Origin of the sequence: Gluconobacter sphaericus NBRC 12467, assembly GCF_006539125.1 — a bacterium.
GTDB lineage: Bacteria > Pseudomonadota > Alphaproteobacteria > Acetobacterales > Acetobacteraceae > Gluconobacter > Gluconobacter sphaericus.
In genome coordinates, this window is record NZ_BJMK01000005.1 from 114117 (window position 1) to 127356 (window position 13240).

General features: G+C 60.1%; 9 protein-coding genes. 5 read left to right on the plus strand and 4 right to left on the minus strand.

Going from position 1 to position 13240, the window contains the following annotated elements; all coding sequences use genetic code 11:
* The first annotated feature begins 1 nt into the window (after nt 1).
* A complete protein-coding gene (locus tag GSP01_RS05470; RefSeq protein WP_141351539.1) occupies nt 2–619 on the plus strand; it encodes an ankyrin repeat domain-containing protein in 618 nt (205 codons plus the stop codon).
* A 73-nt stretch (nt 620–692) separates the two neighbouring features.
* On the opposite strand, the gene GSP01_RS05475 is transcribed toward GSP01_RS05470, so the two are convergent.
* The 4 genes from GSP01_RS05475 to GSP01_RS05490 form a co-directional block, all read right to left on the minus strand.
* Nucleotides 693–1778 (minus strand): site-specific DNA-methyltransferase, encoded by a 1086-nt coding sequence (locus tag GSP01_RS05475; RefSeq protein WP_141351541.1) that lies wholly within the window; start codon nt 1776–1778, stop codon nt 693–695.
* Nucleotides 1775–2398, minus strand: a complete 624-nt coding sequence (locus GSP01_RS05480; protein WP_141351543.1) for a ribonuclease HII — start codon at nt 2396–2398, stop codon at nt 1775–1777. Before GSP01_RS05480 ends, GSP01_RS05475 begins: the two co-directional genes overlap by 4 nt.
* A 146-nt stretch (nt 2399–2544) precedes the next feature.
* On the minus strand, nt 2545–3180 hold the full coding sequence (locus tag GSP01_RS05485; RefSeq protein ID WP_141351545.1) for a DUF4339 domain-containing protein: 636 nt from the start codon (nt 3178–3180) through the stop codon (nt 2545–2547).
* A 76-nt stretch (nt 3181–3256) separates the two neighbouring features.
* Entirely contained in the window at nt 3257–3547 is a 291-nt protein-coding gene (locus tag GSP01_RS05490) for a CsbD family protein (RefSeq protein ID WP_141351547.1), read from the minus strand.
* 282 nt (nt 3548–3829) lie between these two features.
* Between GSP01_RS05490 and GSP01_RS05495 the strand changes: the two genes are divergently transcribed.
* Genes GSP01_RS05495 through GSP01_RS05510 form a run of 4 tightly spaced genes read left to right on the plus strand, consistent with a single transcriptional unit; the run spans nt 3830 to nt 13232 of the window.
* Nucleotides 3830–5173: an efflux RND transporter periplasmic adaptor subunit gene (locus GSP01_RS05495; RefSeq protein ID WP_141351550.1), complete on the plus strand. Its 1344-nt coding sequence runs from the start codon at nt 3830–3832 to the stop codon at nt 5171–5173.
* A 39-nt stretch (nt 5174–5212) separates the two neighbouring features.
* The gene (locus GSP01_RS05500; RefSeq protein ID WP_141351552.1) at nt 5213–8413 is read left to right on the plus strand and encodes an efflux RND transporter permease subunit; all 3201 of its coding nucleotides are present in this window, start codon (nt 5213–5215) and stop codon (nt 8411–8413) included.
* Nucleotides 8410–11688 (plus strand): efflux RND transporter permease subunit, encoded by a 3279-nt coding sequence (locus GSP01_RS05505; RefSeq protein WP_141351554.1) that lies wholly within the window; start codon nt 8410–8412, stop codon nt 11686–11688. The genes GSP01_RS05500 and GSP01_RS05505 overlap by 4 nt, the downstream gene beginning before the upstream one ends.
* The gene (locus GSP01_RS05510; protein WP_141351556.1) at nt 11688–13232 is read left to right on the plus strand and encodes an efflux transporter outer membrane subunit; all 1545 of its coding nucleotides are present in this window, start codon (nt 11688–11690) and stop codon (nt 13230–13232) included. Before GSP01_RS05505 ends, GSP01_RS05510 begins: the two co-directional genes overlap by 1 nt.
* Nucleotides 13233–13240 lie beyond the last annotated feature (8 nt).

Below are 13240 nucleotides of genomic sequence, written 5' to 3' on the forward strand. Positions count from 1 at the left end.
TATGCGACTGCTCCCCACCCTGCCCCGCCTGCTGCTCATTGCTGCTCTGGCAATGACGCCGACGATTCTCGTACCTTGGCATCATGCCCAGGCTCAGGATGCCGACGACGCCGAGGCTGAACAGGAAGCCGAAGCCAACCAGAAGAAGGCCGAGGCCCGCAAAGCCGCCCGCCGCGCCGCGCCGCCTTCCGCCCTCCCCGGAGCAGAAGCATCCGATGACGATGCCGGTCATGCCCGTTCCGACGTAAATCCGACCACCGCGCTGTTCGATGCCATCAACCGTGGCTCGCTCAACGCTGCGAAAGAGGCCCTCAATCGCGGTGCAGATATGGGCGGTCACAACGTTTTGGATCAGACCCCGCTGGACATGGCCATCGACCTAAACCGCAAGGATATCATGTTCCTGCTCCTGTCGATGCGGACCTACAACCCGGATGGCAAGATCGAGAACAGCGTCTCTGACGGGGGCGTCGAAATGAAGAACGGCAGCGGCCATCTCACGATCGGCGGCAAATCCGTCACCCCGAAGCGCTCTCTCGTCGCAGCATCATCGCATTTCGATACGAGCGGCGGAAAACCGGACCCATCAGTCGGCTTCCTTGGTTTTGCAGGCCACTAATACTTCTGCACACCAAACACAAAAAAAGCCGGAGACCAGTCTCCGGCTTTTTTTATGAGCACTACCCCAGGCGTCAGCCGACGTTGCGGAGCGCCTGGCCTTCCTGACGCAGCACATCGATCTGGACGTACTGGCCGTCCCGCTCGAAATACCAGAATGTCCAGCCATTGCAGGATGGCGCATTGGTCAGCATCGCACCAAGCTTGTGGATCGACCCGCGCTGATTGCCCGACACGAGTGTGCCATCAGGCGTGACGGTTGCTTTGAGGCGCTTCTGCCGGTCATAGAGCAGCGTCCCGGCCGGCAGAATGCCGGTTTCCACGAAACTGCCGAACGGAATGCGCGGCATTTCGCGCTTGGCGGGCGTTGTTGCCAGCTGCTCGGAGGTCAGGCGTTCTTCACCCGCCACACGTTCCCGGGCTGCCTTGACGTAGTCAGGGTGACGTTCAATGGCGATGTAATGACGCCCAAGGCGCTTGGCCATCGCTGGCGTCGTACCACTTCCACAGAACGGATCAAGCACCACATCATTGGCATTGGTCGAAGCCACCAGCACACGATGCAGCAGGCTTTCCGGCTTCTGCGTCGGATGAAGTTTCAGGCCATGTTCGTTTTTCAGACGTTCATTGCCCGTGCACAGCGGCAGGTACCAGTCCGAACGCATCTGAAGATCGTCGTTCAGGGCCTTCATGGCCTGATAGTTGAAGCGATACTTGCTCTGCGGACCGCGCGCCGCCCAGATCAGAGTTTCATGCGCATTCGTAAAGCGACGTCCGCGGAAATTGGGCATCGGGTTGGACTTGCGCCAGACGATGTCATTCAGGATCCAGAACCCCAGATCCTGCATGATCGCGCCCAGGCGGAAGACGTTGTGATACGATCCGATAACCCAGATCGTGCCGTCCTTGTGCAGGATACGGCGCGCTTCACTTAGCCATTCGCGCGTAAAATTATCGTAGGTCGCGTAATCCGCGAACTTGTCCCAGTCATCGTCCACACCATCCACTACAGTTTCGTCTGGACGGCGCAGCTCACCACGCAGCTGAAGGTTGTACGGAGGGTCGGCGAAAATGCAGTCCACACTCCCATCAGGAAGCGTCTTCATCGTTTCGATGCACTCTCCACGCAGGATCTGGTCGACGGGAAATTCACCGCTCATGCTGCGTGTGCCTCTGCTTCAATCATGTTTCGTATCGGCGCAAACCCGCGCCTGTGATGGGGGGTCACTCCCCGGAGCCTCAGTCCCTGCATGTGCGCGGCCGTGCCGTAACCGGCATTGCGCTCCCACCCATAAGCATCATGCCGCATGGCCAGACGGGTCATCAGTCGATCCCGCGTCACTTTTGCGATGATAGAGGCTGCGGCAATGGACAGGCTGATACCGTCTCCACCGATCACCATTTTTATGGGGCATGGCAGCTTCGGAGCATGTTTGCCGTCCACAAGCGCCAAATCGGGAGTGCGTCCCAGACGGGACAGCGCACGCCGCATGGCCAGATAGCAGGCCTGGGCGATGTTGATCCGTTCGATTTCCGCGACCGAGGCGGCACCAATACCGATCAGCGCCTGCTCATCGGCCATCAGGGCCTCATAGGCCAGCATCCGGCGACGAGCCGTCAGTTTCTTGGAATCATCAAGGAGGGAAGATAGGGTTTCTGACGGGGGAGCAGTAAATGCTACGGCAGAAGCCACTACCGGCCCTGCCAGAGGACCACGCCCAACCTCGTCGATCCCGACGACCAGCCCCCCATGGGCAGCTTCCAGGGCGTAATCCGGCATTTCTGAGCATTCTCCCCGACAGACACCCCGAAATCAGGTGACCGAATCGGTTTTGAATCATGGCGACTCGAAAGGGAAGCCCCAAAATGCATGTTCTCTAAGTTTAATCTGTCAAGTGTGGTGGGAAAGACTCTTTCCCACTACCGTCAGAGTTCTTCCTGTTCGTTGTTCTGACCCGAGGCTGGCGGGGTTGAGGGAGCAGACTGATTCAGCTGTCCCTGCCGGGTTTGAAGCTCGGTTTCGATCTGTGGCAACTGGTAGATTTTTTCTGTCACGTTGGCCACCAACAGCACGAGACTCACGATCAGGAGCGACAGCCCGCGTCCGACAATCTGCCGGCGCCGCCAGAAATATCCAGGCAGGAACAGCCACCACCAGAAGCCCGGCGGCGTCTGTCCGCTTTCACGGATGGAGTTCCGGTCCAGCATAAATGCCGTAAAGAACAGGACCAGCGACATCATTCCGACAATGGAGAAAGTCCCTACCCGCTCGCTGTCAGGGATCTGGCGCCAGTCCAGAACGAGAAGCACCAGACGCTGGATCAGCCACGGCCCAACCAGCAGAACCCAGGCCCAGTGCTCCGAGATCCCAGCCGACATACGCAGCAGCCCCGTCAGCGGAGACACCAGTCCCGCCGCGCTGGCTGGCTTCCAGACGTCACCAAATTCCGACGTCCAGACAAGCGTCTCAGGTCTGATGCGCTGCTGCATGATCAGACGCAGAATTTCCTCACGGGAGACGGGACCGGCCTGCTGCCCGTTATTCTCGTAAAACCATTCCATGCAAAAAGCCTCTCGGATTACTCCGGGAGGCTTCTAGCACAAAGACGCTGCTGTGGTCGAAGCGCCTCTTGCTCCCTCAGGAGCTTTTGCGACCGAACATCAGCCCGCCCACGATCATTCCCACAACCGTCGCGATCACCAGCGAGATCAGAGGGCGGTCCTGAACGAATGCCGTCGCGGCTTCGAGCTTGGTTTCACCCTCGTCGTACAGGTCAGCGAAGTCCTGCTGCGCCATGCCGGAAAGCTGATCGAACTTGCCTTCGGCCTGCAGCTTCGCATCGCCCGTCAGACCGCCGAAACCATCCTTAACCTTCCCCTTGGCTTCGTCCAGGAGGCCCTCGGCCTTCATCTCAGTTGTATCAGCCATCTTGTTCTCCTCTTTCCGGATAGACCTGTGCCCGCATTCAAACGCGCGACAGGAGCATCCGGTTCCTGTTCGATATGATCCCTGAGCGCAGAAGAGACAAGCCCCGGGGATAAGGTAACGAAGGGTATCATTTACCCTGTTTTTGATTTTCGTTGTCAAAACTGAACAGGATTTAAGGTCGTGTCATGGCAGGCGCTGGTTTCCTGCCGTATAGTTATAGAAACACACAGCATCGCCGCCTGAGAGCCCTGTGCTCTGGTATACGGGAAAGACAGAACCATCATGGATCAGCAGACGGCCGGCCCAAACGACCGCCTTACGAACAGCACAGCTCAGTCCTCCTCCCCCCCCGCACGCGCCCGTCGGCGCTGGATCCTGTGGGGAATTGTGCTTCTGGTCGCTCTTCTGGTCCTGTTCGCAGTTTTCCGCCCCCATGGCGCAACGCACAAGCATAGCCGCGGGGCAGCAGCTGACGGAAGCGTGCAGCCCGTCGCAGTCGCAACCGCCCATATCGGCGACATGCCTGTCATTTTCCAGGAAATCGGCACGGTCGTCCCGGTCACCAACGTAACGATCACACCGCGCGTCAACGGCCATATCGCCGCCGTCTATTATCAGGAAGGCCAGCACGTTCATAAGGGGGACGAGCTCGAACTGATCGATCCACGTCCCTACGAGGCCACGCTCGCGCAGTATCGTGGCACGCTTGCCGCCGACATTGCGCAGCTTGAAAAGGCCCGCGTGGACAATGCCCGTTACCAGCGCCTGATCAAGCAGAACTCGACCTCGGCCATGACTGCCCGGGATCAGGAATTCACGGTACAGCAGCTTGAAGGACAGGTCGAATACGATCGCGCGAATGTCCGCAATGCCGAACTGAACGTGATGTACTGCCACATCACCGCGCCGGTCGATGGCCGCGTCGGTATCCGCGTGCTCGACATGGGCAACTATGTCACCGCAGGTCAGTCCGGCGGCCTGACGATCCTGACACAGATGCAACCGATCTCCGTGATTTTCACGGTCCCGCAGAACCAGCTTGACGAAGTCGCAACCCATCTGCGGGAATCCGGCGAACTGACAGTTGAAGCCTGGAACAGCGACAACACCCAGAAACTCGCTACCGGCACGGTGAAGGCTCTCGACAGCCAGATCGACACCTCGACCGGAACGGTCCGGATGCGTGGCATTTTCCCGAACGAGGATGAACGCCTCTTCCCGAACCAGTTCGTCAATCCGCATCTGCTGGTCACGACGCTGCATAATGCCCTGCTCATCCCCGGCAATGCGCTACAGACCGGCCCGGACGGACGCTTCGTCTATCGCGTCAAGTCTGACATGACTGTAGAAACCGTCCCCGTCACCGTGGGGGCCACCAACAACGCGAACGCCGTGATCCAGAAAGGCCTGAACGACGGTGACCGTGTCGTGACAGATGGCGTCAGCCATCTGCGTCCCGGCCAGAAGGTCTCGATCCCCGACACGTCTTCGGCAGCAAAGCAGACCTCGGAAGCCGAGCAGCAGACCGCAGGTCAGCACCGCCGTCACCGCAACGGGCAGCAGAGCTCCGACGCACCGCAGAAAACCAACGATCCGTCCTCGCCCGCCGATACCGGCAACCACTGATCGCCGCCCAGAACAGCAAGATTAGGGAACAGCAAGACCGTGAATCCGTCCCGCCTGTTCATCGAGCGCCCGGTTGCCACCAGCCTCCTGATGTTCGCCATTCTGCTGAGCGGTCTGCTCGGCTATCACTTCCTGGCCGTGTCAGCCCTGCCGCAGGTCGAATATCCAACGATCACGGTCTCGACATTCTATCCGGGCGCTGGCCCGGACGTGATGAGTACGTCCGTCACCGCCCCTCTGGAAACACAGCTTGGCCAGATGGCCGGACTGGACCAGATGACGTCCCAGTCCTCGGGTGGCGCGTCGGTCGTGACATTGCGCTTCGGGCTCGACATGTCGATGGACGTGGCCGAGCAGGAAGTCCAGGCCGCGATCAACAACGCCACCTCCCTGCTGCCGAGCGATCTGCCCGCGCCCCCGATCTATGCGAAGGTCAATCCGGCGGACACACCCGTCCTGACGCTCGGCATTACGTCGAAAACGCTGCCGCTTCCTGAAGTCGAAGATTACGTCAACACGCGGCTTGAGCAGAAGATCAGCCAGATTTCCGGCGTCGGTCTTGTCACCCTATCGGGCGGCAACCGCAAGGCGTACCGGATTCAGGTCAACATCCCGAAGCTGACATCTTACGGCATCGCGATCGACACCCTGCGCACCATCATCAGCACAGTGAACGTTAATTCCCCGACCGGTACGTTCGACGGCCCCAAACGCTCCACCTCCCTGCGCATCGATGGTCAGATCCAGTCCGTCGAACAGCTCATGAACCAGGTGATCGCGTACCAGAACAACGGTCCGATCCGCGTGCGCGACATCGCGACCGTCATCGAAGGCGCAGAAAACGCACAGCTCGCCGCCTGGGCCAACCGCACACCTGCGCTGATCCTGAACGTGCAGCGCCAGCCCGGCGCGAACGTCATCGGCGTTGTGGACAACGTGCTGCGTGTCCTGCCGCAACTCAAACTCGACCTTCCGCCTGGCATCGACGTCACTCCTTTGACTGACCGGACCACAACGATCCGCGCCTCGGTCAATGACGTGGAATACGAACTCGCACTGGCCATGCTGCTGGTCGTGGGCGTAATCTTCGTGTTCCTACGGAATGTTCCAGCGACGATCATTCCCAGCCTCTCCGTTCCGCTGTCGCTGATCGGTACTCTGGCGGCGATGTATCTGCTGGGCTTCTCGCTCGACAATCTGTCGCTGATGTCCCTGACCATCGCGACCGGCTTCGTCGTCGATGACGCCATCGTCGTGATCGAGAACATCGCGCGTTACGTTGAGGCCGGCGAGGACCGCTACACCGCCGCTCTCAAAGGTGCAGGCGAAATCGGCTTTACCATCATCTCACTGACGGTCTCGCTGATCGCTGTGCTGATCCCGCTGCTGTTCATGAAGGATGTCGTCGGGCGTCTCTTCCATGAATTCGCGATGACGTTGTCCATCACCATCATCATTTCCGCCATTGTCGCCCTGACGCTGGTGCCGATGATGTGTGCGCGACTGCTCTCCGATACGCACGCGCCCTCCACGAAAAATACGGTTTGGAGCCGCCTGTCCAACAGCACTGAGCATGGCCTCAATGCGCTGATCGCGGGCTATGGCCGCTGGCTCGATGTCGTGCTGCGCTTCCGTGTCACAACCCTTCTGGTCACACTCGGCACGATCGTCCTGACGGGCGTTCTTGCCTGGACCATTCCCAAGGGCTTTTTCCCGACACAGGATACCGGCGTCATCCAGGGCATTTCCGTGATGTCGCAGGCGATTTCCTTCGAAGGCATGAAAGATCGTCAGGCCGCCCTTGGAAACGTCATCCTCAAGGACCCGGACGTCGCCAGCATCTCGTCCTTCGTCGGCATCGACGGCCAGAACATGACGCTGAATGTCGGTCGCTTCCTGATCAACCTCAAGCCGCGTGAACAACGGACGAGCGACCTTCAGACGATCCTGCGCCGCCTGTCGTCCGTCGGGCAGCAGGTGACCGGTACCGAACTTTATGTTCAGCCGATCCAGGATCTGTCGCTGGATTCCTCGATTTCTGCCACGCAATACCAGTTCATGCTGGAAAACCCGGATTACAACACCTTCAAAACCTGGGTGCCGAAATTCGTGGACGCTCTGCGCAAGGAGCCGTCCCTGACGGATGTAACGTCCGATCTTCAGGCCGAGGGACTGGTCGCCCAGCTTTCGCTCGACCGTCCGACCGGCGCGCGATACTCCATCACGCCGCAGACGATCGACAATCTTCTGTATGACAGCTACGGCCAGCGTCAGATCACCACGATCTACACGCAGTCCAACCAGTACCGCGTCATTCTGGAAGCCGATCCGAAACTCCAGACCGATCTGACATCCCTGAGCCAGCTTTACCTGCCGGGCATCTCCTCCGAAGCCGGCGCCAGCACATCCGGCCCGACACGACAGCCGACGTCCGGTCTCGTACCACTGTCGCAGGTGACAACGATCACCCACGCGCTTTCTCCCCTGCTGATCAGCCATTACGGACAATTCCCCGCCACGACCGTCTCGTTCAACGTGGCCAATGGCTATTCGCTGGGCACCGCGACCAACGCGATCGAACGCGTGGAAAAGCAGATCGGCCTGCCGCCCGAGTTCCAGACTGCCTTCCAGGGCACAGCCGCAGCCTTCCGCTCGTCACTGTCGAACGAGGTCTGGCTGGTCATGGCGGCTGTGATCGCAGTCTATATCGTGCTGGGCATTCTCTATGAGAGCTATATCCACCCGATCACGATCCTCTCCACCCTGCCTTCCGCCGCCATCGGTGCGCTGATCGGTCTCTATCTGTTCGGGATGGATCTCGACATCATGGGCATCATCGGCATCGTGCTGCTGATCGGTATCGTGAAGAAGAACGCCATCATGATGATCGACTTCGCGCTCGAAGCCGAACGTCTGGAAGGCCATACGCCCCTTGAGTCCATCAAGCGCGCGGCCATGCTCCGTTTCCGTCCGATCCTGATGACCACGCTGGCCGCCCTGTTCGGCGCCCTACCCCTGCTGCTTGGCACGGGTGTCGGTTCCGAACTGCGCCGTCCGCTGGGTGTGGCCATCGTCTTCGGCCTGATGATGTCGCAGCTCCTGACCCTGTTCACCACGCCTGTCATCTATCTGTTCATGGATGAACTCGGCACGAAAACCCGCGCCTTCCTCAAGCGCCACCGTCGCAGCGGTCCACCTTCGAAGCCCCAGACCTCCAACCCTCAGACAGGCGCTCCGTGAATCTGGTTCGCCTCTTCGTCCTGAGGCCCGTCGGCACGACGCTGCTGGCCGTCGCTCTCGTGATAGGCGGCATCATGGGGTATTTCGCCCTGCCAGTCGCCGATCTTCCGAACGTGGATTTCCCGGTCATCATGGTGACCGCGAACCAGCCCGGCGGCTCCCCGTCCGAAATCGCAAGCACGATCGCCGGACCTCTGGAGCGGCATCTGGGCGCGATTTCCGGCGTGACCGAAATGACGTCGGAATCCACGGTCAACCAGACGCGCATCACGCTGCAGTTCGACTTGTCGCGGAACATCAATGGCGCAGCACGTGACGTGGAAGCAGCATTGCAGGGTGCGCGACAGGATCTGCCCACGACCCTGCGCAGCAATCCGACCTACATGAAGGCCAACTCGAACGGCCCCCCCGTTCTTGCGCTGACACTAACATCCAGCACCCGAACGCCGCAGGAACTCTACGACTTCGCCAGTAATATCCTGATCCCGCAGCTCAGCCAGATCGAAGGCGTGGGCGATGTGGACATCCGGGGCGCCTCCCTGCCGGCCGTGCGCGTCGAAATCAATCCGCTTCGACTGTTCCGTTACGGGATCGGATTCGAGGATCTTCGCGCGGCCCTGGCGTCTGCCAACGCACACACCCCCAAGGGCTTTCTGGACGCCAATGGAGCGCGCATGATGCTCTCCACCAACGACCAGGCCACGAAGGCCGAAGAATACCGCGACCTGATCATCGCCTACCGTAATAGCCAGCCCGTCCGTCTCACAGACGTTGCGGAGGTCAATGACAGCGTCGAGGATCTCCGTCAGGCTGGCTACCTGAATGGTCAGGCGGCCATCATCTGTACCGTGTTCACCCAGGGCGGGGCCAATGTCATCAAAACAATCGACGGCATCCGCAGCCGCCTGCCTGTCCTGCAGTCCGCCCTGCCCGGCAACACCAATATCTCGATCCTGATCGATCGCTCCAAGACAATCCGGGCCTCGCTGGACGACACGAAACAGACGCTCATCATTGCCGTTGTGCTCGTGGTGGCGGTCGTCCTGCTATTCCTGCGCAGCCTGTCGGCCATCATGGTGCCGGCCATCGTAGTTCCGGTCTCGATCATTGGCACTTTCGGCGCGATGTCGCTGATGGGATACCAGCTCGACAACATGTCGCTGATGGCCCTGACAATCTCAACCGGCTTCGTGGTCGATGATGCCATCGTCGTTCTGGAAAACATCGCCCGCTACATGGAAATGGGGTACGAACGGCAGGAAGCCGCCATTAAGGGCACGACGGAAGTGGCTTTCACCGTCGTCTCGATCACCGTCTCGCTGATTGTCGTCTTCGCGCCGATCATGCTGATGGGCGGCATTGCCGGGCGCCTGTTCCATGAATTCGCGATGACCATGGTCATCACGCTCTGCATCTCGCTGATCCTGTCCCTGACGCTGACGCCCATGATCAGCGCCCAACTCCTGACCCATACGGACGATCAGGGTCCGGGCCTGTGGAAAAAAATCGGCCGCTTCCTCGAACGCGTCATCAGCGGCATTACCGCAGGTTACGGGCGCTCCCTCGATTGGGCGCTGAGGCACCAGTTCCTGATCGCGATGTCTCTGCCCGCCACGCTGGTTCTTGCAGGTGTGTTGTATGTGAAGATGCCCAAGGGCTTCTTTCCGTCCGAAGATACCGGACAGATCATGGGTCGCGTCGTCGCCGACCAGTCGATTTCGTTTCAGGCGCTCCAGAAAATCGTAGTCAAGGCCATGAAAACCGTCGCATCCGATCGTGATGTCGTGGGCGTCATGGGCGGTGTAGGCGGGCGTTCGGCCAACTCCGCCAACATGTTCGTCGCCCTCAAGCCCAAATCAGAACGCACGGACGATCTCGCCACGACCATCCAGCGCCTGACCCGCCGGTTCTCCCACATCCCTGGCGCGCAACTCCGCCTGATGGCACCGGGCAGCGTCCGGACGGGTGCGCGTCCCGGCGATGCCGCCTATCAGTATTCTCTGGAAGGGCCTTCGGCCGAGGACCTGTTCGAATGGACGCCGAAGATCGTGGCTGCACTCTCGAAGCTACCGGAACTCATGGACGTTACCTCGGACGTGGAACAGGGGGGACAGGGCATCAACATCGCGATCAACCGCGATACGGAAGCCCGCTACTCCGTCACTCCACAGCTGATTTCCAACACGCTCTATGATGCATTCGGCCAGCGCTCGGCCTCCATCATCTACGGCAATCTCAACCAGTACCGCGTCGTCATGGAAGCGGCCCCCCGCTACTGGCAGGACCCGTCGATGCTGGATCAGATGTGGATCAGCATTTCAGGCGGGACAGCCGCAGGCGGAACGGCGTCCAACAACATCCGCGTCAAAGTTACAAATACGACGACGACCTTGTCCGAGAGCGAAATCTCCTATCAGAACTCGGTGGCCAACGCGCTCGCCGGCGGCAAATCAGCCTCAAGCGGTTCTGCCGTGACCACAAGCGCATCTACGATGGTGCCGCTCTCCGTCGTCTCACGCCAGCGCAACACCAACACGGCCCTGACCGTCAGCCATGAAGGACAATCCGTCGCGACGACCATCTCCTTCAATCTTGCCCCGGGTGTCTCACTTGGTCCCGCTGTCGATGCCGTTCAGGCCGCCATGGTCAAGCTGCATGTTCCTGCGGACATTCATGGCGGGTTTGCCGGTAACGCGGCGGCCTTCCAGAAGTCCGTCGGCAGCGAGGCCCTACTGATCCTCGCGGCACTCGCGGCCGTCTATATCGTGCTGGGCATTCTCTATGAGAGCCTGATCCACCCCCTGACGATCCTTTCGACCCTGCCATCTGCGGGTGTGGGCGCCATCCTGGCCCTTCAGGTCTGCGGTGAAGAGTTTTCTCTCATGGCGATGATCGGCGTGATCCTGCTGATCGGTATCGTCAAGAAGAATGCGATCATGCTGATCGACTTCGCCCTGGTGGCACAGCGTGAAGGCCTGTCCCCCACAAATGCCATTCGCCAGGCGAGCCATCTTCGCTTCCGTCCGATCCTCATGACATCGCTGGCAGCCGCGTTCGGCGCCGTACCCCTGATCATCGGCAACGGGTATGGTTGTGAACTGCGGCGCCCGCTGGGCATCGCCATCCTGGGCGGCCTCGTGGTCAGCCAGCTTCTGACGCTCTACAGCACGCCCGTCATTTTCCTGTATCTCGACCGGTTCGGGCGCGCCATGGGCCGTCTGCGGGCCCATATTGCCTCCTTCTTCCATCTTTCTTCCCGGGAAACACAGTCCTGATGACCGCCCTCCGTAAGTCTACCCTGCGCACTGCCCTGCTGGGGGCAGCGACCCTGCCTTTCCTGAGCGGCTGCATCGGCGGCATGGTCGGGCCGAACTATCATCGCCCGAAGGCCATCATCTCTGCCAAATTCAAAGAAGCGCCCCCGCCTCCCGGTTGGCAGGCTGCCGCGCCGGATCTTGCAAAGATGCCCAAAGGAGACTGGTGGACGATCTTCAACGATCCCGTCCTGAACGACCTAGAAGAGCGGGTTGCCAAATCCAATCAAAGCCTGAAGGAATACGAGGCGCAGTACCGCAAGGCTGCTGCCACGATTGACTCGATCCGTGCCCAGCTTTTCCCGACCCTGAGCGGCAAGTTCAGCTTCAGCCGCAACTCGGAGGGCAGCAGCACTTCGAATACCAGCAGCGGCGTCGCCTACTCGGTCAGCCGGTCCTATACGTCCAACACATGGACGACCGGCCCCTCGGCAAGCTGGACCGTGGACGTCTGGGGCATGATCCGCCGTCAGGTGCAGGAACAGGTCGCAGCAACCCAGGCCGACGCCGCACTGGTTGCGAACATGCGCCTGTCTTATCAGCTCCAGCTGGCTCAGGATTATTTCGATCTGCGTTATCAGGACAGCCTGATTGCGCTCTACGCCCGCAACGTGGACCTGTATCGCCACAACCTGGAGATCCTCCAGAACCAGCTCGATGCCGGTGTCGCCGACCCCACAAGTGTGCTTCAGGCACGGTATCTCCTGCAATCGACACAGGCCAGCCTTTCCAACGCGCATATTGCCCGTTCGCAATATGAGCATGCCATCGCAATGCTGACGGGCCGCGCTCCGGCAGAGCTCACGCTGGCGCCCTCTCCTCTACCAGAGACGATTCCCTCAGCGCCTGTGGCGGTCCCGTCTATGCTGCTTCAGCGCCGTCCGGACGTGGCGGAGGCCGAGCGGAACATGGAAGCCTATAATGCCGAAATCGGATACGAGATCGGGGCTTTCTTCCCGCAGGTCACCCTCTCCGCATCCTACGGCTACAGCGGCAATCCGCTCCAGCAGCTGATCCAGACCGCTACCCGAACCTGGAGCCTTGGTGCTGCGGCATCGGAAACCATCTTCGAGGGCGGCTCGCGCTCCGCTGCAGTTCGCAGTGCGGAAGCCGATTACGACAACGCTGTTGCCACTTACCGTCAGACAGTCCTGGCCGCACTGCAGGATACCGAGGATCAGATGTCAGGCCTGCATTATCTTGATCAGCAGTTGGCACTGCAGAATGCTGCCGTCAAATCCGCCGAGACTGCGGTTCAGGTTTCGATGAACGAATATCTTGCCGGGACGCAGATCTATACGACGGTCATCACAGCCGAGCAAAACGCCCTGCAGTATCAGGAGACCCAGCTCAGCGTACGGCAGCAACAGTTCCTTGCCGAAGTAAAGCTCATAACGGATCTTGGCGGCGGCTGGACCACACAGCAACTTCCCAGCAAAAATTCGCTCCAGACGGACAATCCACTGCTTCCGTCTTTCATCCAGAAGGACAAGAACGGAAACTGAAGCACAGA